Origin of the sequence: Archangium lansingense, from assembly GCF_026626635.1 — a bacterium.
In the GTDB taxonomy this organism is placed as follows: Bacteria; Myxococcota; Myxococcia; order Myxococcales; family Myxococcaceae; genus Archangium; species Archangium lansingense.
On sequence record NZ_JAPNKA010000001.1, the window covers coordinates 10,271,882 to 10,295,722 of the forward strand.

At 68.2% G+C, this 23,841-nt stretch carries 21 protein-coding genes; 13 read left to right on the forward strand and 8 right to left on the reverse strand.

Annotation, left to right across the window (positions count from 1 at the left end; all coding sequences use genetic code 11):
* The first annotated feature begins 96 nt into the window (after positions 1 to 96).
* Both OV287_RS40900 and OV287_RS40905 read left to right on the forward strand, forming a co-directional pair.
* Positions 97 to 2,367: an ATP-binding protein gene (locus OV287_RS40900; protein WP_308809779.1), complete on the forward strand. Its 2,271-nt coding sequence runs from the start codon at positions 97 to 99 to the stop codon at positions 2,365 to 2,367.
* 55 nt (positions 2,368 to 2,422) lie between these two features.
* Complete coding sequence (locus OV287_RS40905) at positions 2,423 to 3,214, forward strand: hypothetical protein (RefSeq protein ID WP_267539453.1); 792 nt, start codon at positions 2,423 to 2,425, stop codon at positions 3,212 to 3,214.
* Between the two features lie 19 nt (positions 3,215 to 3,233).
* On the opposite strand, the gene OV287_RS40910 is transcribed toward OV287_RS40905, so the two are convergent.
* Positions 3,234 to 5,486, reverse strand: coding sequence for a sensor histidine kinase (locus tag OV287_RS40910; RefSeq protein WP_267539454.1), 2,253 nt, complete (start codon positions 5,484 to 5,486; stop codon positions 3,234 to 3,236).
* Between the two features lie 305 nt (positions 5,487 to 5,791).
* On the opposite strand from OV287_RS40910, the gene OV287_RS40915 reads away from it, so the two are divergent.
* Positions 5,792 to 7,471 (forward strand): serine/threonine protein kinase, encoded by a 1,680-nt coding sequence (locus tag OV287_RS40915; protein ID WP_267539455.1) that lies wholly within the window; start codon positions 5,792 to 5,794, stop codon positions 7,469 to 7,471.
* Positions 7,472 to 7,498: 27 nt separating this feature from the next.
* Positions 7,499 to 8,392: a DUF2381 family protein gene (locus tag OV287_RS40920; protein ID WP_267539456.1), complete on the forward strand. Its 894-nt coding sequence runs from the start codon at positions 7,499 to 7,501 to the stop codon at positions 8,390 to 8,392.
* A 170-nt stretch (positions 8,393 to 8,562) separates the two neighbouring features.
* Here the strand turns inward: OV287_RS40920 and OV287_RS40925 are convergent, their stop codons facing one another.
* Positions 8,563 to 9,438, reverse strand: a complete 876-nt coding sequence (locus OV287_RS40925) for an N-acyl homoserine lactonase family protein (RefSeq protein WP_267539457.1) — start codon at positions 9,436 to 9,438, stop codon at positions 8,563 to 8,565.
* A gap of 90 nt (positions 9,439 to 9,528) precedes the next feature.
* Positions 9,529 to 10,389 carry a LysR family transcriptional regulator gene (locus OV287_RS40930; protein WP_267539458.1) on the reverse strand — a complete coding sequence of 287 codons (861 nt, stop codon included), beginning with the start codon at positions 10,387 to 10,389 and terminating at the stop codon, positions 9,529 to 9,531.
* A gap of 106 nt (positions 10,390 to 10,495) precedes the next feature.
* Between OV287_RS40930 and OV287_RS40935 the strand changes: the two genes are divergently transcribed.
* Positions 10,496 to 11,347, forward strand: a complete 852-nt coding sequence (locus OV287_RS40935; RefSeq protein WP_267539459.1) for an MBL fold metallo-hydrolase — start codon at positions 10,496 to 10,498, stop codon at positions 11,345 to 11,347.
* Between the two features lie 107 nt (positions 11,348 to 11,454).
* On the opposite strand, the gene OV287_RS40940 is transcribed toward OV287_RS40935, so the two are convergent.
* On the reverse strand, positions 11,455 to 12,597 hold the full coding sequence (locus OV287_RS40940) for a cystathionine gamma-synthase (RefSeq protein WP_267539460.1): 1,143 nt from the start codon (positions 12,595 to 12,597) through the stop codon (positions 11,455 to 11,457).
* Positions 12,598 to 12,731: 134 nt separating this feature from the next.
* Between OV287_RS40940 and OV287_RS40945 the strand changes: the two genes are divergently transcribed.
* Positions 12,732 to 13,709 (forward strand): class I SAM-dependent methyltransferase, encoded by a 978-nt coding sequence (locus tag OV287_RS40945; RefSeq protein WP_267539461.1) that lies wholly within the window; start codon positions 12,732 to 12,734, stop codon positions 13,707 to 13,709.
* Positions 13,710 to 13,718: 9 nt separating this feature from the next.
* On the opposite strand, the gene OV287_RS40950 is transcribed toward OV287_RS40945, so the two are convergent.
* Complete coding sequence (locus OV287_RS40950) at positions 13,719 to 14,540, reverse strand: DUF7107 domain-containing protein (RefSeq protein WP_267539462.1); 822 nt, start codon at positions 14,538 to 14,540, stop codon at positions 13,719 to 13,721.
* A gap of 229 nt (positions 14,541 to 14,769) precedes the next feature.
* On the opposite strand from OV287_RS40950, the gene OV287_RS40955 reads away from it, so the two are divergent.
* Entirely contained in the window at positions 14,770 to 15,504 is a 735-nt protein-coding gene (locus OV287_RS40955; RefSeq protein ID WP_267539463.1) for a hypothetical protein, read from the forward strand.
* 78 nt (positions 15,505 to 15,582) lie between these two features.
* Here OV287_RS40955 and OV287_RS40960 read toward each other — a convergent pair whose 3' ends face one another.
* Positions 15,583 to 16,104, reverse strand: a complete 522-nt coding sequence (locus tag OV287_RS40960) for an FxsA family protein (RefSeq protein WP_267539464.1) — start codon at positions 16,102 to 16,104, stop codon at positions 15,583 to 15,585.
* 71 nt (positions 16,105 to 16,175) lie between these two features.
* Positions 16,176 to 16,688: a hypothetical protein gene (locus OV287_RS40965; protein WP_267539465.1), complete on the reverse strand. Its 513-nt coding sequence runs from the start codon at positions 16,686 to 16,688 to the stop codon at positions 16,176 to 16,178.
* A 28-nt stretch (positions 16,689 to 16,716) separates the two neighbouring features.
* Here OV287_RS40965 and OV287_RS40970 point away from each other — a divergent pair, with 28 nt between their 5' ends.
* From OV287_RS40970 to OV287_RS40995, 6 genes are all read left to right on the forward strand, one after another.
* The gene (locus OV287_RS40970; RefSeq protein WP_267539466.1) at positions 16,717 to 18,009 is read left to right on the forward strand and encodes a class I SAM-dependent rRNA methyltransferase; all 1,293 of its coding nucleotides are present in this window, start codon (positions 16,717 to 16,719) and stop codon (positions 18,007 to 18,009) included.
* Positions 18,010 to 18,049: 40 nt separating this feature from the next.
* Entirely contained in the window at positions 18,050 to 18,541 is a 492-nt protein-coding gene (locus OV287_RS40975) for a YkgJ family cysteine cluster protein (RefSeq protein ID WP_267539467.1), read from the forward strand.
* The gene (locus OV287_RS40980; RefSeq protein ID WP_267539468.1) at positions 18,538 to 19,053 is read left to right on the forward strand and encodes a hypothetical protein; all 516 of its coding nucleotides are present in this window, start codon (positions 18,538 to 18,540) and stop codon (positions 19,051 to 19,053) included. Before OV287_RS40975 ends, OV287_RS40980 begins: the two co-directional genes overlap by 4 nt.
* Positions 19,050 to 20,144 carry a glycerate kinase gene (locus OV287_RS40985; RefSeq protein ID WP_267539469.1) on the forward strand — a complete coding sequence of 365 codons (1,095 nt, stop codon included), beginning with the start codon at positions 19,050 to 19,052 and terminating at the stop codon, positions 20,142 to 20,144. Before OV287_RS40980 ends, OV287_RS40985 begins: the two co-directional genes overlap by 4 nt.
* Before the next feature lie 12 nt (positions 20,145 to 20,156).
* Positions 20,157 to 21,479 (forward strand): resistance to Congo red protein, encoded by a 1,323-nt coding sequence (locus OV287_RS40990; protein ID WP_267539470.1) that lies wholly within the window; start codon positions 20,157 to 20,159, stop codon positions 21,477 to 21,479.
* Positions 21,480 to 21,542: 63 nt separating this feature from the next.
* Positions 21,543 to 22,904, forward strand: coding sequence for a hypothetical protein (locus tag OV287_RS40995; RefSeq protein WP_267539471.1), 1,362 nt, complete (start codon positions 21,543 to 21,545; stop codon positions 22,902 to 22,904).
* Between the two features lie 19 nt (positions 22,905 to 22,923).
* On the opposite strand, the gene OV287_RS41000 is transcribed toward OV287_RS40995, so the two are convergent.
* On the reverse strand, positions 22,924 to 23,838 hold the full coding sequence (locus tag OV287_RS41000; protein ID WP_267539472.1) for a hypothetical protein: 915 nt from the start codon (positions 23,836 to 23,838) through the stop codon (positions 22,924 to 22,926).
* Positions 23,839 to 23,841: the final 3 nt, after the last annotated feature.

Sequence of the window (23,841 nt, forward strand, 5' to 3'; positions counted from 1 at the left end):
CTCCCCGGGTATTGGCGCTCCGCCGAGGCCATACCGTATCGTTGCCGGGTGATCCCCGCCCAGGAGCCGCCTCGCTCTCCACCGGATGTTCACCCCATGGCCGGTGACCGGGACATGCAGCCCGTGTCATCCCCCAGACCTCGGGCCTCCCTGGCGAGCTCGACGCTCCTCAAGATGGGGGGACGCATCGCCGTGGTCATCGCCCTGACCACCATCTTCAGCTACTTCCACATCCTCCGCTCCATACGCGCCGAGACCCTCTCGCATCTGGAGCAGCATGTCCTGGAGCGCAGCGAGCGCGAGCAGGCCCTGTTCCTCCTCGGAGAGGACAACCACGCCTTCCTCAAGAAGACCCTGGAGGCGCGGATCCAGGCCTGGCGCAAGGAGGACCCGGACGCCCGCTTCGACAGCCTGTTCGCGCGCCTGCCCGACGGCACCATCCGCAATCATCCCGAGGGCTTCGATGGCACGTTGGTGCCGGGCGTCTTCATCCCCAGGGGTGTGACCGCCGATACCGACCTCCGCCGCCGGGTCCTGGCCGCGTACGACGTGGCCTCCCAATACGGGCCTGCCTTCCACAGCCGCTTCACGGACACCTACATCATGCTCACGGAGGGCGTCATGGTGGGGTACGCGCCAGAGATGCCCACCGTGAGCCAGAAGATCGCGCCCGACTACCGGTTCACCACCGCCGAGTATTTCACCATCGCCCTGCCCGCGAACAACCCGCGGAGGCAGGCGAGCTGGACCGGCGTCTACCAGGGGGCGATCAGCAAGACCTGGATGGCCTCGGTGATCTCCCCGCTGGACATGGACGGCCGCCACATCGCGACGATCGGCCACGATGTCACGCTCACGGAGTTGATCGAGCGCACCCACAACACCCACTACCTGCCCGGCACCTACAACATGCTCATCCGCGATGACGGCCAGCTCATCGCCCACCCCGAGCTGAAGGTGGGCGGCGCCTCCAGCAGCTACAACATCCTGAGCGCCAGCGAGCAGCCTGGGGACCCCTCCTTCCCACTCGGCTCCGGGGTCCGGCCAGAGCACCTGCGGCGCATCTTCGAGCGGATGAAGGAGCTCGAGCCCGGCCAGGTCGTGCTCGAGCTGCCGGAGTATGACGAGTACATCGCCGTGGCGCGGCTGAAAGGGCCGGGCTGGAACTACATCACGGTCATGCCCCGGAGCCTGGTGAGCTCGACCGCCCTCGGCGCGGCGCGCTATGTGCTGTTGTTCGGCATGGCTTCGCTGCTGCTGGAGCTCGCCATCATGTACTGGGTGCTCAAGCAGCAGATCTCCCGCCCGCTGCTGGCCTTCACCCAGGCCACCGATCGGGTGGCCACCGGTGACTTCCAGGTCGGACTGGATACCTCGCGCAACGACGAGCTGGGACGGCTGGCCAGCGCCTTCCGGTTGATGGCCGGAGAGGTCCAGCACCGCGAGGAGGCCCTGCGGCAGGCCAACGAGGGGCTGGAGCTCCGAGTCGAGGAGCGCACGCGCGAGCTGAAGGAGACCCACCGCAAGCTGGTCGAAACCGCACGAGAGGCGGGCAGGGCGGAGATCGCCACCAGCGTCCTGCACAACGTGGGCAACGTGCTCAACACCGTCCACACCTCGACGCTGCTGGCGCAGGAGCGGGTGGGCGCGCTGAAGCTCGATCACATGGGCCGCCTGGTCGCCATGCTCGAGGAGCACCAGGGTGACCTCGCCACCTTCCTCACCCAGGACGTGCGCGGGCAGCACGTGCTGCCCTTCCTGAAGGAATTGGGGCTGCACCTCCAGGACCAGCGTCAGGAGCTCCGCTCGCTGCTCGCGGATGCCAGCCGGTACACCGACCACATCAACACCATCATCAAGCTGCAGCAGCGCTACGCCAAGGCCACCCCGATGCAGGAGGCGGTCGACCTGGCGGAGCTGGTGAAGGATGCCCTGCGCATCAACGAGGCCGCGCTGGGCCGCCATGCGGTGAGCGTGGAGCAGCACCTGACGGGCCTGCCGCCCGTCATGACCGACAAGCACCGGCTGCTGACCATCCTGGTCAACCTCATCAGCAATGCCAAGTACGCCATGGATGCGAATCCCAAGGGGGAGCGGTGCCTGACGATGCGGCTGGACCACTCCGAGGCGGACCACATTCGCCTCGAGGTTCGCGACAATGGTGTGGGCATCTCACCGGAGCTGCTCACGCGCATCTTCCAGTATGGCTTCACCACCCGCGAGGAGGGGCACGGCTTCGGTCTGCACTCCAGTGCCCTGGCGGCCCAGGAGATGGGCGGCTCGCTCACGGCCCACAGTGAGGGGCCGGGCCGTGGGGCCACGTTCATTCTGGAGCTGCCCTACCAGCCCGCCCTGGGGACTCAGTAGGGCTACCACCTCCCAGACACTGGAGCGTGAGGCCCACTGCCCGGATTCGAACCTCGTGCCGTCACATCCCGAGAAGCCAACACCTCACCTCCCGAAACGCCTCGGGTTCTTTCTCACCCTGGTTGTGGTGGGCCTGCTGCTGGCCGTTCCCCGGCCGGCGCGGGCCTACCCCCTGCTGCTGTGGCCGAGCTCGCTCACCTCGCCAGGCACCGGCCTGGTCGTCCCGTTCGTCTTCGTCTCGGGCGACGTCAAGACACTCAATCCCTACCTCTATGGCGCTGTTGGCCTGTCCGAGCGCTTTGACATCATCGCGGGTGCCTCGGGTGTCTTCGGGCTGAGCCCCGCGTCCGCCAGCTTCGGACTGGTGGACGTCAGTGCCCGCTATCTCGCGACCCCGGAGCTGGCCCTCACCCCTCGCATCCTCTACACGCCGGGGCAGTCCCTCGTGGTCTCGCCGGAGCTGCACGCCACCCGGAGCTTCGGCAACCTGATGCTGACGCTCAACGCCGGTGTGCGCCCGATGCTGGACCTGAACGGGGGAGGGCTCACGTCGGCCACGGGCTTCGCCTACCTCTCCGGCTCATACTTCCTCTCCAAGCAGTTGTGGCTCGTGCTGGAGGCCGATCCCTCCGTCACGTTCGCTCGCGGCACGGACACCGCGGGCTCCTCTTGGAGCGCCAGCGTGCTGCTCGCTCCGGGCGTGGGCTTCGCCCTGAATCCGGAGCAGACGCACATCTTCGAGCTGGCCGCGCTCGTCTCCCTGCCCACCTCCGCTCCCTTCCAGTACGCCACGTCCGTCACCTACGCCTTGTGGTACGCCACCTCCTTCACGCTGTGGGAGAAGTGAGCCTGGCCAAGCTCGCGGCTCATGCGCGAGGCGTCTCCTCGATGGGCTGATAGGGCAGCTCCAGCGAGAACGTAGCGCCACGCCCGGGCCCGTCACTGTGGACCGTCAGGGAGCCCCCCAGCTCCTGGGCCGCCACGGCGCTGGAGTGCAGGCCGAAGCCGTGCCCATCCCTCCGGGTGGTGAAGCCGTACTGGAAGATGCGTGTGAGCAGCTCCTGGGAGATGCCCATGCCCTTGTCGTGGACCTCGATGCGAGCGCGGTCGGAGACGGGGAGCTCCAGCTTCACGGTCAGGATGCGCTGGTCCTCCGGCGTCGCGTCCATGGCGTACTTGGCGTTGCTGATGAGGTTGACCAGGATCATCAACACCTTGTGCTTGTCTGTCATCACGGGAGACAGGAAGCACAGTTGCCGTACCTCCTTCACGCGGTGACGGGTGAGCGCGGCCGCGTTGATGCGCAGCGCGTCGTCCACCAGCGCCGACAGGTGGACGGGCTCGTGCAGCCGGGGCGTCCGGGCATGGTTCTGCTGCACCTTGACGATATCGCCGATGTGCTCCGTGTACCGGCCCACATCCTCCAACAGGACGAGGATCTCCTGGCGATCCTTCACCAGGTTCTGTCCCAGCTTGTTCAGGAAGGGCATGGCATTGCGACCGCGCTCGTCCTGCGTGAGGAAGGTCGTGAGGTCCGCCTGGTGCTCGTCGAGCAGGGTGGCCACCTTGCTCACGTGCTCCAACCGCAAACCGCTCACCCTGTCCCGTGCCAGTTGGGAGGCGGTATAGACGCTGTTGAGCACATTGCCCACGTTGTGCAGCACGTTGGTGGCGATCTCCGCCATGCCCGCCTGCCGCGCCGTCTGCACCAGTTGCCCGTGGACCGTCTTCAGCTCTCGGGTTCGCTCCTCGACACGTTGCTCCAGTCCCTCGTTGGCCTGTCGCAGCTGCTCCTCTCGCTGCTGGACCTTGTCCGCCATGATTCGGAAGGCGCCCGCAAGAGTCCCCAGCTCGTCCTCACGCGAGGTGTCCAGCACCACCTGGAAGTCACCGGCCGCCACTCGATGGGTGGCCTGCGTGAGCACCAGCAGCGGTTGGGAAATCTGCTTCTGGAGCACCCAGTACATGATGACCAGCTCCAGCAGCAGTGACGCCAGGCCGAACAGCAACACATAGCGTGCCGCCCTCAAGGCGGATGCGGTCACCACGCTCTTGGGCAGCACCGTGACGAAGTTCCAGCCCGGCCCCTTCAGCCGGGCCACGGCGATGTGCTCGCCATACTCGGGGAGCTCCAGGATGCTCTCGCCGGGCTGGCGGTTCCTCACCCTCTCGAAGAGGCTCCGCAGGTGGGCCCGCTCCTCTTCGGAAGCGAGTCGCGGAGGGCTCCCACCGGGCTGCGGAGTGGTGCCCAGGATGTCGTAGCCCATGTTGGCGTCCCGCATGTCCAACGCGGGATGCGCGATGAGCTGGCCGTCATCTCGCACGAGCAGGTTGTAGGCGCCGGGCAGGTGGTCGTTGATGGAGCGGGCCATCAGCTCATCCAGCGAGATGTCATGGGAGAACGACCCGACATGGCGGCCATCCATATCCACCGGGGTGTTCGCCGTGACCAGCCAGCTCTGGGTGGGGGAGTACAGGTAGCTGCTGGTCCAGGCCGTGCGCCGCCCCGGATTCTTCTCGGGAGTGGTGAGGGTGTAGTACTCGTACTCGAGCGTCGGATCGTCCGCCGGGAGCTCCATGGCCCAGTTGGGCTTCGTGGGCCAGAACGTGATGCACGGTCCCTCCGGCAGGGTGATGTAGGTATCCGTGAAGCGGGCGGCGAAGGCGGGCCCGTACTGAGAGACGACGTCATGGGCGGCCAGGATGCGGCGGCGGAGCTCCGTATCGAGCCTCACACCTGGGGGAATGAAGACGCCCGTCATCCTCGTCCCATCGAAGCCCTCGGCGCGGGAGCGGAGGGTGCCATCCGGCAGCTGGGTGAACAGGCTGTCGAAGCGTGGATTCGGGTCCTGTTGGCTCCAGGCCTGGATGCGCTCCACCAGGGCCTTCTTGAGGATGGCGTGGTTGTCCTCCGCCAGCATGAAGATGGCCTGCTCCCGCTGGCTGCGCTCCGCCACATGCCGCTCCAGTTGCTGGATGGCTTCCTCGCGCAGCGTGTGGAACATGTGCAGGTAGCTGGCGAGCGTGGTCAGGGCGATGAGGATGCCAATGCGAACGCCCATCTGGATGAGCGTCGAGCGAGCCAGGGAGGCGGCGGGTCGGGAGGCTGTAAGTGCCATGCGGGGAATGGCTCAACCGCTACTGGAGCGGGATTTTTCCTCCGCATGATGCGTATATGGTTTGTACAGAAAGACGTCGTCAGGCCATCACCTCGCCGTGCGTGCGACGAAGCGGCAGAAGAGGGGGGCGGACGGAGTCCCAGGAGCCATGCGCCGGGCTGGGCAGTCGTGTCCGTGACCATGGACACATGCCAGGTTCCGTCATCCCAATTCCAATGAGAAGGCCGCGCTCCTGCCAACCCCCGAGGTTCGGGTCTTCCCGCTGCTCTCTCTGGTAGCGTCCGTAGATTCCGGAGGGACGCGGGATGCTCGACGAAATCGGCGGACAAGCCTGGAGTGCGCAGCCCGGACCACGCTTCGAGCCAGGTACGGAGGTGGCAGGCTTCACCATCGAGGGAACAATTGCCTCCGGCAGCTTCGGCACTGTGTACCGGGCGAGACGGAGTGGCCGCCTCTACGCCATCAAGCTGGTCCGCATCGACCCGCGAGCAGACCGGGAGGCGGCTGCATTGCGTCTGGTGCGGCACCCCAACGTGGTGACCTACCACGGGTATGGCTTCTGGCCCGAGGACGAGCCGCGCTTCCTCGTCCTGGCCCTGGAGCTCGTCGAGGGTCGCACGCTCGACGTCTGGGCGGCAGAGGAGAATCCCTCCGCGCTCGAGCTGGTGATGCGGATGCTGTTGCCCTTCGCGCTCACCCTCGCGGACGTGCATGCCTCGGGCGTGGTCCACCGGGACATCAAGGAAGCCAACATCGTCATGCGCGAGGCGGACGGGCAACCGGTGCTGGTGGACTTCGGTGCGGCGGGCCTCAAGGAGGGGGCCCTACGCCTCACCATGCGCCTGCCACCGGGCACCGCGGAGTACCGCAGCCCCGAGGCGTTGCGCTTCGCCCGGGAGTGGGAGGGCGAGCCCTACCCCTTCGCGCCGGGAGATGACCTGTGGGCATTGGGCGTCGTCACCTACATCCTGCTGACGCGCACACTCCCCTTCGGAGACCGGAACGGCCCGGACCTGAATCGGGCCATCCTCGAGAGGACGCCGCCCGCCCCGAGTGTGCTCAACCCGCGCGTGCCGCTGGCCCTGAGCGACTTGTGCATGGGGATGCTGGAAAAGGAGCCCGAGGCCCGGTACCCGGAGGCCAAGGCGCTCGCGGAGGACCTGCTGGAGCTGTGCACCCAGGCGGACAGCACGTGGCGCACACCGCTGTTCCCCAGAGAGGGCCACGAGAAGCACCCAGCCCCTGCTCCGGCCGTGCCCGGAGGCCAGCGCCCCGGGCGGTGGCGGATTGCCGGACTCGCCCTCGGCGCACTCCTCCTGTTGTGCGCGCCTCCCGGGGATACCCCACGCACGGCGTCGTCTTCCTCTCTCGAGACGCCACCGGGCACATCTGGCCGAGAAGTCGTAGCCCCAGTCACGCCGGCAGAGAGTGCGCCCGGCGCGGCACTCCCGCCCGCGCCCGTCGCCGCCGCGACGAATAGCGAGGAGCCCAAGATGAAGAAGTCCAAGACGGTCCGCACCCTGATTGTCGCCGGCTGCGTGGCCGGTTCGCCCGGCTGCGTGAGTGGGCCGCAGCCGCGTCCCCTTCCCCCTCCGGCGGAGTGCCCACCTGGAGCTGCTGCGGCCCACAAGCGCTTCGGCCTCTTTCCCGGAGACGTTCACGGAGTGCTCTTCCTGCCCTTTGATAAGCGCCCCCGGATTGTGCCTGTGCGCGAGGGGCAAAAGGTTCGCGCCGAGATCATCGGGCCATGGGATCGACTCCCCGAGGAGACCACCTTCGACGGGCGGCTGCACCTGGGGGATGAGCGCGTATACGGTCGCTTCACCGCCGCCCACCTCCCCAGTGGTGAGACCGTGCCCGTGTGCCTGGAAGTGATGACGATCGGCGAATCGATGAGGGGCAACGGCGTAGCGCCCGGCAGCACGTCCACCCAGGCGCTCGTCATTTCCTCCGTGAGCGTCCAGGTCGTAGAGCGCTTCAAGTAGAGAGAGCTGCTCCAGAGATAGCCACCAATGCTCCCAGCATTCTCCTTTGTCCTGATACTGGTTCTTCTGCAAGCCCCCGCTGAACCATTGCCCCCCACTACCGACTGCACCGACATGCAACGCCACGACTTGTCGCTCACACCCGCAGCGGATGTTGAGGTGTGCGTCAGTCCAGGGCTCTCGACGAGCTTCCGCTTCGACGCACCGGCTGCAGTGGACGTGCAGGACGACGTGCGTTTCGAGGAATTGGTCCGGGCCCGTCAACTCCTTACACTGGTGCCACCTCCGGACATGACTCCAGGGGAGCGAATACGTCTCACGGTGCGCTTCGAAGAAGGCCCGGCCCGGCAGAGCGCCACTTTCGTGCTGGTGGGGCACCGCGGGCGCGCAGCCCGGCAGGTCGAGGTGTACCACGACAAACGGACCCGGGAGTCCTACCTTCAGGAGATAGAGCAGGAGCGCGCGAAGAGTCAGCAACTCCGCGAAGAAGTCCAGCAACTGCGAGCACTGCTCAACCAGTCCAGCGGGATGATGGGCCTCTTGCTTTCCTCGGCATTGGGAGACACGGGCATCTCAGCGCAGCAACCCAGCCTGTCACTGGATGAGCAGCACTCGGACGACACCCTCGCGCTCTCGCGGGTCGTCACGTACCGTTCCAATAACAGCGTGGCGGTGGAGGTGTGGCTCAGGAATTCCGGCGCAGAGCCATGGAGCATGGCTGGAGCCTCCTTGGTGAACACCACGGGCGAGAGGTTGGAGGGGGTGCGCATCGGACAAATCGGCCCCATCCTGCCTGGGAAGACCATGCGAGTGTTTGTCGAAGCAGACGCGGCGAATGGCGTTCCACGCGGAGAGGTGACGCTTCGCCTGTGGGGCGCGGATGGCCGCTCTATTACCCTCCCCATGGTGAGTTTCCCGTAGCGTGGGACTCCGAAAAGCGATGCGGTCACCTGCCACCAAGGAGTTCCAGGACCCCCGGGAGCGGCTCGTCCAGGAGGAGGTGTCCGAGCGCTGGCAGCCGGAGGGCTTCTCCCTGCCCGCCCATACGCATCTGCATGCCAACGACAGACTGATGGGGACCGTCCGCCCCCTCACTCCAGATATGCCGGGAACTTTGGCATTGCGCGAATGTCCTCCGGCGCATGCTGTACCAGTAAGCTCCCGTGGGTGTCCTGGATGAGCGCCTCGACCCGTTCGAAGGATGCGAGCGTCTCCGGGCGGCTGAGGTTGAAGTGCGGCACGACATGGCTCCGCCAGTTCTCGCGCGTATGGCAGAGGTCGCCTGATAGGACGAACGTGCCCGCCCGCTGGAGCCGGACGACGAGCGACTGATGTCCGGGAGTATGCCCGGGCGTCTGAATGATGCGCACGCTGCCATCGCCGAAGACATCGGCATCACCGTCGAGGAGTTGCAGCTTCGCCGTGCGATACGCGGAGAACACCGTCGCATCCACACCGAGTGGCGCTGGGGTCTGGGTCGCCCAGTCGAACTCGCGCCGCTGGAGGATCCACGTGGACGAGGTGAACGCATTGGCATTGCCGGCATGGTCGGCATGCAGATGCGAAAAGGCGACATAGCGCACGTCCTGGTGGTCGAGGCCGAGCTGCCGCAATTGAGTGCTCAGCGGAGTATCGACGTAGGTCCGATTCCCCACCGGGTCGGCTCCGGGCGCCTGGGCAATGGAGTCGCTCAGCCCCGTGTCCCACAAGAACACGCCCTGGGGATGCTGGATCAGGAAGCAAGGGACGGTGAGCGTACCGGCCTGGCCCGTGGGCTCGCCGCTGCCCGAGAAGAAACCCATGTCATTGATTTCGATCCGACCGCAGTCCAGCACGTAGAGACGAATCGGAGGTGGCTCCCCGGCGGCGGAGGCCGGCGCGCCGGCTGCGGGTGCCCTCGCCCCGGCGCAAGCGGTGCAAAGGACGGGCATGAGCATGAAAAAAAGCAGGTGGGAAATTCGGGACATGTTCTTCTTCTCCGTGTGGTGCCGCACACGCCGAGCGCAACAATCTGTCAGCGGTGGCTCGCGGGGTGTGACAGCCCGTCTAGCAGAGTGTTACGGGCGCGCGTCGTTCATGACGCTTCCAAGCCACCCCATCAAGGCCCGCACCTTGGGCACGTGCTGCTTCGCGCGGTGGACGACCATCCAGATGTCGCGCGAGGGGAGCCGGTCGCTGCTCCGGGCTCCAATCCGCCGCGGAGCCACCTCCACGACTCCATGGAGCCTCGCGGCGAGACTCCGGGGCAGCAGGGCCACGCCGAGCCCTGCTTCGACCGCGAGCCCGAGGGACTCGAGGTCCTCGACGAGCAGCCGTGGGGCGCGGGTGGCGAAGACCCGCTCCGCGTGGCGCTGCTCGGGGATGCCGGCGACCGAGCCCGTCAGGCCCATCCATGGGCTCTCGGCGTGGAGGTCCAGTGAGGAGGCCGCGAAGAAGGCATAGGAGGCCGAGCCCACCTTCCTCGCGACGAGCTCGCCACGATCGGGGCGCATCATCCGGAGCGCCACGTCGGCTTCTCCGGCGGCGAGGCTGTTGATCCGGTTATCCGCCAGGATGCGCAGGCGCAGGTGGGGAAAGGCCCGGTAGAACTCGGGCAGGCGGGGGGTCAGCTTCCAGCGCACCATCTCGCCGATGGTGGTCAGCGTGAGCTCGCCGCGAAGCTCCGGCGTGTCTTCCAGCGCGGACCGCGCCGCCAGCGCGGCCTCCACCATGGGTTGCACCGCCGCCAGCAACGAGGACCCGCGCTCCGTCAGCCGCAGCGGCGCTTCGCGCAGCAGCAACGGGGAACCGGCGCTCTCCTCCAGCCGCGCCAGGTGTCTGCTGACGGTCGACTGGCTCACGCCCAGGGCTTTCGACGCGGCCGTCAGGCTCCCGAGGCGCGTGACTGCCTCGAACGTGCGCAACAGCTCCCACTCCATCCGGACCCCCATGCAAAAATGGATGCCTGGCTTCCCAATCTAGCGATTTCCATCCATCCGTGCGGTCTCTAGTTTACGGGTCCATTCCGTCTCACTGGAGCGCTCCATGAAGATCCACCACCTGCGCAATGCCACCGCCCTGCTGACGCTGGGAGAGCACCGTCTGCTGATCGATCCGATGCTCGCCAGGCAGGGGGCGTTTACTGGCTTCAAGTTCTTCGGAGGAGGCCGCCGCCCCAATCCCCTGGTCCCACTGCCGCCCGACACGTTCTCGTGGCTGGAGGAGGCAACGGGCGTACTCGTCACCCACGCCCACCCGGATCATCTGGACACGGCGGGCCTCCGATGGATCCGGAAGCACGGGTTACCCGTGTGGACGAGCCGTGAGGAGGCGCCGAACCTCAGGAAGAGGGGACTCGCCGTCCGGGAGCTCGACGACGGTGCGCTCGGGATGAGAGTGGAGCGCATCCCGGTCCGGCACGGCCGCGGACTGCTCGCACGGCTGCTGGGCCGCGTCTCGGGCTACTACCTGGCGCACCCGGACGAGCCGAGCGTGTTCCTCACGTCGGACGCAGTGCTCACGGAGGACCTCCTGGAGGCAGTGGAGCGTCTCCAGCCCGATGTCATCATCGCCCCGGCGGGCGCGGCGAACTTCGGGGTGGGCGGCGATATCCTGTTCTCCGTCGACGAACTCGTGACGCTCGTCAGGCGGGCACCCGGACGGGTGGTGCTGAATCACCTGGAAGCGCTCGACCACTGTCCGACCACGCGCGAAGGGCTGCGCGAACGGATGAAGGCCGAGGGACTGCTCGAGAAGGTGCTCATCCCCAGAGACGGAGAGGAGCTGCACTTCACACGGCAGGAGAGGGCAAGCTGGCCGACGGCACCGGGGCCCGGTTCGACGCAGGAGCGCGAGCGCGCGAGTCTTGCCAGTCACACGGAGGCCTCCGCTCCCTGACACGGGAGCGTGAGGCCCTCAGCCGGGATTTGAACCCGGGTACTCCCGATACCCTCACCCCGTCCCTCTCCCGAGGGGAGAGGGGAAATGGGTGGGGGTGGTGCGGCTCAGGCCACCTCGAGCGCCTGCTTCAGGTCGTCCACGAGGTCCTGCGCATCCTCGATGCCCACCGACAGCCGGATGAGCCCGTCCGTGATGCCCAGCTGCTCGCGCGTCTCCTTCGGCACCGACGCGTGCGTCATGATCGCCGGGTGCTCGATGAGCGACTCCACGCCACCGAGCGACTCGGCGCAGGCGAAGATCTTCACCGTCTTGAGGAACTTGCGCGCCGCCTCCAGCCCGCCCTTGATGTCGAAGGTCATCATGCCGCCGAAGCCCTTCATCTGCTTGCGGGCCAGCGCATGCTGCGGGTGGTTCTCCAGGCCGGGATAGGTGACCTTCTGCACCTTCGGGTGCGAGGCGAGGTACTGGGCCACCTTCATCGCGTTCTGCGCGTGGCGCTCCATGCGCACGCCCAGCGTCTTCACGCCGCGCAGCACCAGGAAGCAGTCCATGGGGCCAGGCACGCCGCCCACCGCGTTCTGCAGGAAGTACATCTTCTGCGCCAGCTCCTCGTTGCTGGTGCACACGAAGCCGCCCACCACGTCGCTGTGGCCGTTGATGTACTTGGTCGTCGAGTGCGTCACCACGTCGAACCCCAGGTCCATCGGACGCTGGAAGTACGGCGTCATGAACGTGTTGTCGCACACCGAGAGGATGTTCCGCTTCTTCGCCGTCTCCGCGATGCGCGCCAGGTCGATGAGCTTGAGCATCGGGTTGGTGGGCGACTCCACCCAGACCATCTTCGTCTTCGGGGTGATGGCCTTCTCGAAGTTGTCCGGGTTGGACAGGTCCACCCAGGAGAAGTTCAGCCCGTGGCGCCGGAAGACCTTGTCGAAGATGCGGAACGTGCCGCCGTACACATCGTCGGACACCACCACGTGGTCCCCGGTCTCCAGCATGTGCATCAGCATGTCCGAGCCGGCCAGACCCGAGGCGAAGGCAAGACCGTGCTTCGCGCCCTCGAGGGCCGCCAGACAGTCCTGAAGCGCGTTGCGGGTGGGGTTCTGCGTCCGGCTGTACTCGAAGCCCTTGTGCTCCCCGGGGCCTGCCTGGACGTAGGTGGAGGTCAGGTAGACCGGCGTCATGATGGCGCCCGTCGTGGGATCCGGCTCCTGACCGGCATGGATGGCGAGGGTGTCGAAGCGCATGGCCGGGGGCCTATCACACTCCCCTTCCCCCCGGGAGGTTTAGCCGAGCCCGACCGTCCGTCTAGAAGACTTGCCCGGCGGCGGGGACTCGGAGAAGAGGGGGCGGCAGTTGTACGGGAGAGGACAGGGCAGTCATGACGCAGGGCACCGGAACGGCGGTGGGGATGTTCGAGAACCGCCTGCGCAAGAACGTGAAGCACTTCCGCAAGTGGGCCAAGGCCCGCGGGCTCACCGCCTTCCGCGTGTACGACCGGGACGTGCCCGAGTACACCTATGCGGTGGACCTCTACGGAGACCGGGTGCACCTGGTGGAGTACCCGCGCCGGCGGGCCCTCAAGAGCCTGGAGGAGCAACGGGCCGAGGTGCTGGCCGCGGTGACGGCGGTGCTGGAGGTGCCCCCAGAGCGCATTCACGTGAAGACGCACCTGCCCCAGCCCTGGGGCCGCTCGCAGTATGGCCGGGTGGGCGAGGGCACCGAGCGCCTCGTGGTGGAGGAGCAGGGGCTGAAGTTCTGGGTGAACCTCGGCGACTACCTGGACACCGGCCTCTTCATGGACCACCGGCTGACGCGTGCCCGGGTGCGCGAGGAGGCGAAGGGAAAGAGCTTCCTCAACCTCTTCTGCTACACGGGCGCATTCACCGTGTACGCCGCCGCGGGCGGGGCCTCGCGCACCTTCAGCGTGGACCTGTCCAACACCTACCTCGACTGGGCCGAGGACAACCTCGCGCTCAACAAGCTATCGGACCCGCGTCACACCCTGCTGCGCGCCGATGCCATGGCCTGGGTGCAGGACCAGCGCAAGGAGCCCGAGCAGACCTTCGATCTGGTGGTGTGTGATCCGCCCTCCTTCTCCACCTCGAAGAAGATGCAGGGCTCCTTCAACGTGCAGCGAGACCACGTGCGCCTGCTGGAGGGCATCCGGGAGCTGCTGTCCCCCGGCGGCGTCCTCTACTTCTCCACCAACTTCCTGGGCTTCGAATTGAAGGACTCCGCCACCCGCGACTTCGAAGGGGTGGAGGAGCTCACGCCCGACTCCATCCCCGAGGACTTCCAGCGCAAGGAGATCCACCGCTGCTGGCGCATGGTGGCGCCTCGCGCCGGACGCCGCTGAGCCGCGGGCTCAGATGCTGCAGACCCCCTCCACGCACCGCTCGCCCGAGGGGCAGTCGCAGTTGACGGAGCAGGCCTGGCCGCTGCCCGGGGTGGACGAGGGCATGCAGTAGCCAATCTTGCAGACGGAGCCGCTGGGGCACGAAGTGCTGGAGGTGCAGGTCGGGCGGCACGCGCCATCCACACAATCGGTGCCGCCAGTGCACTGCGCGGCGCTGGTACACGCGGGGGACGGGCGCGGACGGCACAGCCCACTCGAGCACTGTTCCGTGGAGGCGCACTGCGAGTCGTAGGAGCAGCCGCGGACACAGGCGCCGTTGATGCAGTAGGTGCCCGAGGCACAGTCGGTGTTGCGCACGCAACTGCCCGGAGTGCCCGCGTCCACCGGAGGAGGCGGCGTGCCTCCATCCGCCGGAGGAGGCGGCCGGGGGCAGGAGGTTCCGCCATCCGCCGGAGGAGGCGGCGGAGGCCGGGTGCCACCATCTCCCCTCCTCACGCGGCAGTAGTGGCCATCGCAGTAGGAGCCGCGAGCGCAGTCCGAGTCACGCGAGCACGCGTGGTTGCACACCCCGTTGACGCAGGTGTCCCCGGAGGAGCAGTCCTTCGAGGTGCTGCAGGACTGGGAGTCCAGGGGAATGTCCTCACACATCCCGCGCATGCAGTACTGGGTGGAGTGACAGTCGGAGTTGTCGGTGCAGGAATGATGCGTGTCCTCGCACCAGTCTCCGTGGTCACCGTGGTAGTCGGTGATGATGCATCCGGAGACGAGGCCCGTGACGAGGGCAAGCAGGGCGGGCAGCAGGGAAGAGCTGCGGGGGAGAACGTTCGACATGGAGCACTCCGTGAGGACGGCCGGCCACCGGACTCGGGGGGTCGAGACGCGTGGCCGCCAGTGCCCGGCAAATTGGGCAAAGAATTTCCCTGCACCATGCCCAGGAGGGCAGTGCGACTCCTTCTGGACGTACGGGGATTCCGCTCTGTCGTTCAAACGGTATTCTCGGCGTACGAGTGCCATCCGGTGAGAGGCTGGCGGCCCACCTGCCCCGTGTTAGACCGGGACCATGTTCTCCGCCCTCTCCGTGATCGCCCTGCTGCTCGCCGCGGACGGAACCCAGCAACCCAAGAAGGCTCCCCCCGCCGCTCCGGTCGCTCCCGTCGAGGTCACCGCGCTCGCCGTGGACGTGGACTTCGTCTGCCGCACCCCGAGCACCCTGAGCCTCATCCTCACCCCCAAGGCCCAGGTCCAGCTCGAGGTCCCCAAGGACTGTCCCGATGCCAAGGCCGACTGGCGCCTCTCCGTCGACTGCACCGACGACGCTCATTGCTCAGGCGAGATCCGCACTCGGGACGGAGCCATTGCCCTCATCCAGGGCTCCCGGAAGCTGCTCACCGTCAAGCCCGTCTCCCCTCAGCACGCCCCGACCCTGGACTTCATGGCCATGCGCATCACCGGCCAGCACTCGCTCAAGCTGGAGACGCCTACCGAGCATCAGCCGCCCGTGCAGTTGCTGCTCCAGATTCCCGCTGTCACCGGCGTCTATACCCTCTCACCCTCCGAGCCGGAGCCGATCTCGCTGGATTTCGAGCACCGCGGCAGGCGCCTCACGCTGTACGCCCGCGCCTCACGCACCGATGCCTCCCATGTCCGCCTCCAGCTCTGGAACGCTCGGAAGGAGCTGCTCGTGGATGCAACGCTGGAGATGGACAAGCCCCGCGAGCTCGAATGCCAGCGGCTGGAATCCATCTGCGAGGGCTCGATGAAGTTCTGGGTCCGCGAGTACCAGCGCGTCCTCTGACGCACAGGCAGCAGGACGGGGACGGGCACCCTCACCCCGTCCCTCTCCCGGGGGGAGAGGGGAAATGTGAGGGGAACTTTAGTCCTCGGAGAACTCTGCGTCCGTCTCGTTCCCTGGCCTCCGCTCCATGCGGGGCCGTGAGGAGTGGGGCGAGAAGGGCTCGTTTCCTGGTGTCGGCCCGAATGGGCCCCCACCGAATGGACCTGACTGGAAGCTGGTGACTCGCAGCGTGCCCGCCGCCATACGGCGCTCGAGTCTCCGGCGCACCACCGCAGCCACGAGCTTCCGCGTCGGCGGGAACAGCAGGAAGAGCCCCACGACGTCGGTGAGCACGCCCGGTGACACCAGCAGCACCCCGCCCACCAGGACGAGCACCCCACCCACCAGGCCCTCCTCCGGCATCCGCCCCTGTGCGAGCGACTCCTGCCAGCGGCGGAGCACGCGCAGGCCCTCTTTCTTGGCCAGCCAGGCACCTACCAGGCCCGTGAGCAGCACCCCGCCCACCGTGGGCCAGAAGCCCACCTCGCGGCCGATGGCCAAGAGCAGGTACAGCTCGATGAACGGGACAACCGTGAACGCGAGAAGGAGGTACTTGAACACCTGCCCAACCTAACGCCCGGAGGCCTCCAGCGCCTGCAGGAACGTATGGATGCGCGCGGCGTTGGCTTTTTTCAGCCGCCGAGCTGGCTGTTGATCCAATTCACCAGCAGGTACAGCAGCGTGAAGAGCCCGATGGCCCCCAACAGGAACTTCGTCGTCGGCTGGAAGCCCTCGCTCTCGGTGGTGCTGATAGGCATGGCCGAGGCCAGCCCGAGCATCTCCCCCGCGTAGCGCGCGGTGCGCTCGTACTGGTCCGCCACCGCGCCTTCGTCGTGGACCTTCAACTCGCGCCCCAGCTGCGGGTCGAAGAATCGGACCTCGGCCTCCCGGGCCAGCTCCGCCACCTTGGAGACCACCTCGCGAATGAGCTCGGTCCGGTCCGCCAGGGGCACGCGCACCTCGGTGGCCACCCACTGGCCCCCCTCGCGCAGCGGATGGAACTCCACCGAGCCATGCGCCAGCAGCCAGGTACGCCCACCGCTCGGCAGGACTTTCGCCCCCCGGGCTTCCAGAAGGGCCTCCACCCGGTCGCTGTCGAAAGGCGTCCCCGGGACCATGGATTGAAGGAGCAGGTCGTATCTCACGCGGTTTGGAGTATACGCCGCACCAGCCATGCCCAAGCCAACTCCAGGACCCCGTCACGATCGCCGCCCCGGTGGCCCCCCCGGCCGCAACAAGCGCCCCCAGCAGCGCCCGGAGAAGCCCGCCCCGGACCGGACCACTCCGGACATCGGCCAGGATGGGCTGCCCCAGGTCTCCCTCATCCGCCGGGGTGTCGAGCGCTGGCAGGCCGGCCCCCCGTGGATCTACCGCGCCGACCTCAACGGCGACCCTGCCCTCCAGGGCGGCGAGGTGGTGCGCGTGGTCGACACCCGCGGCTGGTTCCTGGGCAAGGCCTTCTATTCGAAGCACTCGAAGATTTCGCTGCGCTGGCTCTCCTACGAGGACGTGCCAGTGGACACCGACTTCTTCCGCCAGCGCCTGGCCCAGGCCGACGCGATGCGTCGACGCGCCCTGCCCGGGGAGAACACCTACCGCGTGGTGCACGGCGAGGCGGACCTGCTGCCCGGCCTCGTGGTGGACCGCTATGGCGACTCCTTGAGCGTGCAGTTCCTCATCCCGGGCACCGAGCAGCGCAAGCAGCTCATCACCGACCTGCTGGTGGAGTTGTACAAGCCACGCGCCATCGTCAACCGCTCGGACGTGGGCGTGCGGGCGCTGGAGGGCCTGCCCCAGGAGAAGGGCGTGCTGTACGGCACCCTGCCCGGCCCGGTGGCCTATGACGAGGGCCTCGTGCGCGTGCGCGCGGACTTGCTCGAGGGCCAGAAGACGGGCTCGTTCCTGGACCAGCGGGAGAACCACGTCATGGCGTCGCAGTACGCCTTCGGCGAGGCGCTCGACTGCTTCTCGTACGTGGGCGGCTTCGCGCTGCAGCTCGCCACGCGGGCCCAGAAGGTCACCGCGGTGGAGATCTCCGAGCAGGCGGCGGCTCAGCTTCGCGAGAACGCGGCGGCCAACAAGCTGCCCAACGTGGAGGTGGTGGTGGCCAACGCCTTCGACTTCCTGCGCGACGCGGTGGACGAGGGCCGGCGCTTCGACACCATCGTCCTGGACCCGCCCTCGTTCGCGAAGAACAAGGACGCCATCGAAGGAGCGCTGCGCGGGTACAAGGAGATCAACCTGCGCGCCATGCAGCTCCTGCGGCCGGGCGGCTACCTCATCTCCGCGAGCTGCACGTACCACATCGACGAGCAGTCCTTCGAGGACATGCTGGCCTCGGCGGCGGCGGACGCGAAGCGGCGGGTGCAGATCATCGAGAAGCGGGGCGCGGGCAAGGACCACCCGGTGCTGCTCAACCTGCGCGAGACGCGCTACCTGAAGTGTTTCGTGCTCCGCGTGTTGTGAGCCGGCCCGGCCCGGTGGGATGATCCCAGCCGCGGAAGCCATGCGAAACCCCGACTGGGACGACGACAACGACGAGGCCCCCTCGGCCCCGGGCGCGCGCGAGGAGGCGCGGGCCCTTCAGGAGCTGCGCGCCATCTACCGGCAGGCGGATGCGGCGTATGCGCCCTTCTCGTGCCCCGCGAGTGGCGAGTGCTGCCAGCTCTCGAAGACGCAGCGGCAGCCCTGGCTCTGGTACCCCGAGTGGCTGCTGCTGGCGCGCCACCATCCGCTGCCGCCCCCGAGGGAGGACGGCGGTTGTCCCTACCTGGACGCCGCGGGGAAGCGGTGCACCGTGTACGCCGAGCGCCCCTTCGGCTGTCGCACCTTCTTCTGCGAGCGCATCCGGGGCCCGGCACGTCAGCCAGCAGACACGGTGAGCGCCTTGCTGCTGCGCCTGGAGCGAGTCTCGCAGCGCCTGCTGCCATCATTGACCGGACCTCGTCCCATCCTCGAGTGGCACGCGGAGGCCTCTCTCCGCGAGGAGGAACCATGAACCCGAAGCCGTGGCGCAGCGCCGTCGTGCCCGTAGCCGCCCTCTTCCTATCCGGCTGTATCGCCGGTGCCGCCGGTGCCGCGGGCGGGGGCGTCCTCAATGCCGCGGTGAATACGGGCATCGCGCTCGGTGCGTCCGCGATCTCCCGCTCCCAGGGGGGCTGCTACGCCGCGTGCCCCGCGGGGACCGAGTGCAACGAGGCCACGGGCTACTGCGATCCCCTCCCCTGCCGCGGCGAGTGCTCTCCCTTCGAGGAGTGCATCGAGGACAAGCTGGTCTACCAGTGCGTCGCCCGGACCCCGTACAACGGGGACATCATCGTCAACCCCCCCAAGCCGCCGGCCTCCGCGTCCACTTCCTCCGCGTCCTCGTCCTCCGCGCCGAAAACCGACGCGCCACGCACCGAAGCGCCGCGCACCGACGTGCCCCGGGCCACCAAGCTGCGAGCCGACGCGCCGCTGCTCACCCCACCACCTCCGTCGGAACAGACCGCGGCGGAACCCACGCAGTGAGCCGCTGGCTCGTCGCACCGCAGGAATTCAAGGGGACACTCACGGCTGCCGAGGCCGCCGCTGCCCTCGCCGAAGGGTTGCGCCAGGGGGCACCCGGCGTGGAGCTGGACGTGGCACCTCTCGCGGACGGCGGGCCCGGCACGGTGGACGCGCTGCTCGCGGGCCTGGGCGGCGAACGGGTGACGTGCACCGTCCAGGGGCCGCTCGGCGCTCCCGTGCGAGCCACCTACGGGCTGCTGGACTCGGGGCGCACCGCCATCATCGAGATGGCCGCGGCCTCCGGGCTGACCCTGCTCGCGCCAGGAGAAAGAGACCCCCGGCACGCCTCCACCTCCGGCACTGGCGAGTTGATGCGCGACGCGCTGGAGAGAGGTTGCGCACGGCTCATCCTCGGGCTCGGGGGCAGCGCCACCAACGATGGGGGAACGGGGGCGCTCTCCGCGCTCGGGTTCCGGTTCCTCGACGCGAACGGTGAGCCCCTTCCGCCCGGGGGCGCCGCGTTGAAGCGGCTCGCACGAGTGGACACGAGCGGACGGCACCCGCGGCTCTCGGAGGTGGAGCTGCTGGTGGCAACGGACGTCACCGCGCCGTTGCTGGGGCCGGACGGAGCCTCGCGTCTCTTCGGCCCCCAGAAGGGAGCAGACGAGGCCGCCGTCGCCGGGCTGGAGTCGGCGCTGGCCCGGCTCGCCGAAGTCGTGGCGCCCGCTCTCGCGCAGACGCCTGGCGCGGGCGCGGCCGGAGGCTTCGGCTACGGGCTCCTCGCCTTGGCCAGTGGGAAGATCACCTCCGGCTACGAGCTGGTGGCCCGGACGCTCCGATTGTCCGAACGGCTCGCCGCTGCGCAGGCCGTGCTCACCGGAGAGGGACGCTTCGACCGGCAGACGGCACTCGGCAAGGGGCCCGGCGCATTGGCCAGGGAGGCGCGGGCACTCGGCAGGCACACGGTGATGTTCGCGGGAGCCGTCGCGCCCGGCACGGACGGCGCACCATTCGACGAGGTGGTCGAGGTGTCCGCGCTCGCTCCGCCCGGTGTCTCCCATGCCGAGGCCCTGCGTCACGCCGGTAGGTGGTGGGCTTCCAGACAGCGGTAGACTCGTACTTCCATGGGAACGAGCACGAAGAGCACGCTCCGGACGATCCTCACCCTCTTGGCAGGCTGCGTCCTGCTGGTGCTGGTGATGATGCTCGGCACGTACTGGCGGTTGAAGTATCGCTCCCGTCAGGCCGGTGACGTGCTGGCTGCGGAGGCCTGGGCCCTCACCACCGCCTCCGAGCGGGTGGCACGTCCCTCCCACACAGACCCGCCCCTGCCCGGCACGCTCCATGAAGCACTCGAGCCGCTGATGCCAGAGCTCCGCAGCCTCCGCGCGGACGAGGGGATGCTGAGCAGCGACAACACGCTGCTCCAACAGTATGAAGACGTCCAGCATGGGAGGCGCCCCCTCTCGGAACTGCCCGGTCCCTACCGTGAGCTGTTCGAGCAGGACCGGCTGTTGATGCAGCGCGCGCTGCGGGCCTCCCGGACCGAAATGGGAGGACTGCCCAAGGGGCTCCGAGACCTCGACGAGCCCGACCACCGCGTCTCGATCGAGCTGTTTTCGAGCGTCTTCGGTCTCGCCGCGCTCGATGTGTGGAGTCACCTCGAGAACGGTCAGGCCGGCGCCGCGCTGGAGACCTGCCTCGACGGGCTCGCGCTCTCGCGAGACGTGGCCTACGGGAGCGGGACCTCCGGCGCGCGAATCTCCGCCTCGGGTTACGAGTCCCTGTTCCACCCGTGTGCCAATGCACTCGGCCGTGCCACCCCCGAGGGCCGGAAGCAGGCCACGCTGGCACTCCGGCGGATCCGCGAGGGACTACGCCCCCTCTCCTGGGCCCTGCGTGAGGAGAGCGTCTCGTTCTCCCTCAACCTGGCCGGTGAGGTGCTCGCCCCGGAGCAGCTCGAGGCGCTCCCGGAGGGAGCCAGGTACCAGGCCCTCCATCCGCCCAGCAGCTGCATGGAGCCCGACCTCAAGTTCCTCATCTACGTCCTGCATGACTGGCCCAAGCGAATGGAGTACCTCCAGCAGGCCGCACCGCTCATGGATCTCCCTTCGGAGCAACGCCACGCCCGGCTGGTGGCATTGGAGCGGCTCTCCGAAAGCATGTGGGCCCTGGGCGCTGGTGCCTCATGGGCGTCGAGCTACGAGGAGTCCGCCGCGCACGTGGACGGGCAGCGGGCCCGGGTGGATCTGCTGCTCGCACTCGCCCTGGTGAAGGCCCATCGCGCGGAGCACGGCACGTGGCCCACCACCCTGCCCCCGCTCCATCCCGAGCGCGAGGTGCTGCTCCCCACGGTGCTGAAGCTCCAGCCCGCCGAGGGAGACACGCTGCGCCTCGTCCCGGAAGCCACGGCCCTCCAGGAGCTCGCGCTGACGGCAACCCCCTGAGACCCGGTGAAGAGCAGTCCGTGGCCTTGCTGCCTGACTCGCCACCTCCTCACAATACCGGGCATGAGCGACACGGCGACGAGCAAGGCTCAAACCATCCTCACCATCGTGGCGGCCTCCGTGCTGCTCCTGCTGTTGATGGCCGCGGGTGCCTTCTGGCGCTTGCACCAGCGCACCCGGAAGGCGGGGGATGAGCTGGTCGCGGAGGCCCGGGCACTCATGGCCATCCGGGTGGTGCGCCCCGCGCATACGGACGCCTCCACACCCGGCCCGCTCTCCCAGACGCTCGGACCGCTGATGCCGGAGCTCCTCCTCCAGAAGGCCGAGCCCAGGCTGGAGGAGCCGGTGAACGAGCAGTGCCAGGAGGTCCGCGATGGAAAGCGGCCCCTCGCGGAGCTACCCGAGGCGTGCCGCGAGGCCCTGGAGCGCGGCCGTCCGCTGATGCAGCGCACGCTGCGGGCAACCCGCACCGAGGAAGGCGGCCTGCCCGAGGGATTCGAGGCCCTTGGCGACCCCAACCTCCCCCACCAAATGAAGGGGATCCTCGCGCTCCAGCACTTTCTCAAGCTCACCGCGTTCGAGATGCGTTTCCAGCTCGAGGACGGGCAGGCCGACACCGCCCTGGAGCATTGCCTCGATGGGCTCGCGCTCTCGCGGGACCTGGGGCACGGCAGCGGGCTGATTGGAGCCATGGCCTCCGCGACCGGGTACACGATTCTCTTCCGGCCCTGTGCGGATGCCCTCCAGCACGCCTCGCCCGCGGGTCTGAAACAGGCCACGGTGGCCCTGCGGCGCATCCGCGAGGGTCTCAGCCCCCTCTCGTCCGCCATGCGCGCCGAGCGCGTCTACGGGCCCCTGGACGCGTTCGGGCATCTGCTCGACCAGGAGCAGCTCGACGCCCTTCCGGCTGGAGCACGGGCCATCGCGAAGCAGGGCTCGGCCTACCAGGGTGGGGACGTCCCCATCTTCGCGCCCGTCCTCATGCGCCATGCCCTCATCGAGTTCATGCGCTACCAAGAAAAGGCCATGCCATTCGTCGACCGTCCCATCGCGGAACGCAATGCCTGGTTCGACGGAATGGAAAGAGAACTCGAGCAGTCGTGGAATCCCATCTTCAAGATGGGCGGCGTGCCCGACTTCAGCAGGCTCACCGCGCGGGTGGACCGGCAGCGGGCCCAGGCGGACCTCCTGCTCGCCCTGGCGTTGGTGAAGGCCCACCGCGCGGAGAGCGGCTCGTGGCCCGCGGCACTCCCCGCGCTCTATCCCGAGCACGAGGTCCTGCTTCCCACGGCGTTGACGCTCCAGCCGGGAGAGGCCGGCTCTCTCGTCGTCGTCCCGGAGGAGTCGCACCTCCAGCAGCTCTCGGCCGTCATGGATCCGGACGTAGCCAGGCTCCAGGAGCTCATGGTGACGGCGACCCCCTGAGCCCCTCAGCGCCCATGGCTCACGGCGTGTACTTCACCGTGCGCTCCAGCCAGGACATGCCGCCGCGCCCGTCACGCGCCACCACCCAGAAGCGCACCTCCTGGGCCTGCGCGCCGCGCGGAGGCGTCCACTCCACCCGGTGCCTCGCCACCCCACCGCCCAGGTCCGCCCCGCCCGTCTGGTTGGGCGAGAACGTCCCCTGCGTGGTGTGCCAGGCCACCTCCCACGCCTCCTGCAGATTCACCGGCTTCAGCTCGAAGGAGGGCACCACGTACGCCTCCTCCCGCCCGGTGAGGTCCGGCACCTGCACCTCGAAGGGCCCCGGGCCGGACAGCTCGCGCGGCACGCCCTCCACCCACGGCTCGCCTTGCAGCAACAGGTCCGGCAGCTCCGGCTGCACGTTGGCGTTCATCTCCGGGAAGAAGCGGCAGCCGTACACCATCAGCTTCTGCGCGTAGATCTGCTCGCCGCCGCCGCGCACCCAGAGCACCAGCGGCATCCGCAAGCCTCCCAGGCCGTTGTAGAGGTCCTCCTCCAGAATCCGCTGCGCCAGGAAGGTGCCATCCGGCAGCCGCGACGCGCCCGGTCCCGGGAACAGGTCCACCACCAGCTCGCCGCCCTTGGTGATGCCGCGGGCCAGCTCCACGCGGTCCTTGCTGCACGTGTCGTCATTCTGCGAGGCACAGGCCCACAGGGTGTAATCGAGGTCGCGGCCCTCGCCGGCCGGGTCCGGAATGAGCGCGGTGAGGCGCACCGGACGCACGAGCGTATCGGCGAGCACCGTGGGGTCCGTGGAGCACGTCTCGGCGATCAGCTCGGGCGGATCCATCCGCATCGCGAGCACGCGCAGATCCTTCACGTTCGACGGAGTGTCCTCGGGCCCCACACAGGCGGCGCACAGGAGCAGGCCCAGGAGGGCGGACAGGTGGCGCATGAC

Bases quoted from the DNA above. Each gene is read 5' to 3' on its own strand.
- OV287_RS41000 (WP_267539472.1), bottom strand. From the start codon at position 23,838: ATGCGCCACCTGTCCGCCCTCCTGGGCCTGCTCCTGTGCGCCGCCTGT.
- OV287_RS40935 (WP_267539459.1), top strand. From the start codon at position 10,496: ATGAAGATCCACCACCTGCGCAATGCCACCGCCCTGCTGACGCTGGGA.
- OV287_RS40970 (WP_267539466.1), top strand. From the start codon at position 16,717: ATGCCCAAGCCAACTCCAGGACCCCGTCACGATCGCCGCCCCGGTGGC.
- OV287_RS40910 (WP_267539454.1), bottom strand. From the start codon at position 5,486: ATGGCACTTACAGCCTCCCGACCCGCCGCCTCCCTGGCTCGCTCGACG.
- OV287_RS40900 (WP_308809779.1), top strand. From the start codon at position 97: ATGGCCGGTGACCGGGACATGCAGCCCGTGTCATCCCCCAGACCTCGG.
- OV287_RS40950 (WP_267539462.1), bottom strand. From the start codon at position 14,540: ATGTCGAACGTTCTCCCCCGCAGCTCTTCCCTGCTGCCCGCCCTGCTT.
- OV287_RS40915 (WP_267539455.1), top strand. From the start codon at position 5,792: ATGCTCGACGAAATCGGCGGACAAGCCTGGAGTGCGCAGCCCGGACCA.
- OV287_RS40945 (WP_267539461.1), top strand. From the start codon at position 12,732: ATGACGCAGGGCACCGGAACGGCGGTGGGGATGTTCGAGAACCGCCTG.
- OV287_RS40980 (WP_267539468.1), top strand. From the start codon at position 18,538: ATGAACCCGAAGCCGTGGCGCAGCGCCGTCGTGCCCGTAGCCGCCCTC.
- OV287_RS40995 (WP_267539471.1), top strand. From the start codon at position 21,543: ATGAGCGACACGGCGACGAGCAAGGCTCAAACCATCCTCACCATCGTG.
- OV287_RS40990 (WP_267539470.1), top strand. From the start codon at position 20,157: ATGGGAACGAGCACGAAGAGCACGCTCCGGACGATCCTCACCCTCTTG.
- OV287_RS40975 (WP_267539467.1), top strand. From the start codon at position 18,050: ATGCGAAACCCCGACTGGGACGACGACAACGACGAGGCCCCCTCGGCC.
- OV287_RS40940 (WP_267539460.1), bottom strand. From the start codon at position 12,597: ATGCGCTTCGACACCCTCGCCATCCATGCCGGTCAGGAGCCGGATCCC.
- OV287_RS40955 (WP_267539463.1), top strand. From the start codon at position 14,770: ATGTTCTCCGCCCTCTCCGTGATCGCCCTGCTGCTCGCCGCGGACGGA.
- OV287_RS40920 (WP_267539456.1), top strand. From the start codon at position 7,499: ATGCTCCCAGCATTCTCCTTTGTCCTGATACTGGTTCTTCTGCAAGCC.
- OV287_RS40930 (WP_267539458.1), bottom strand. From the start codon at position 10,389: ATGGAGTGGGAGCTGTTGCGCACGTTCGAGGCAGTCACGCGCCTCGGG.
- OV287_RS40925 (WP_267539457.1), bottom strand. From the start codon at position 9,438: ATGTCCCGAATTTCCCACCTGCTTTTTTTCATGCTCATGCCCGTCCTT.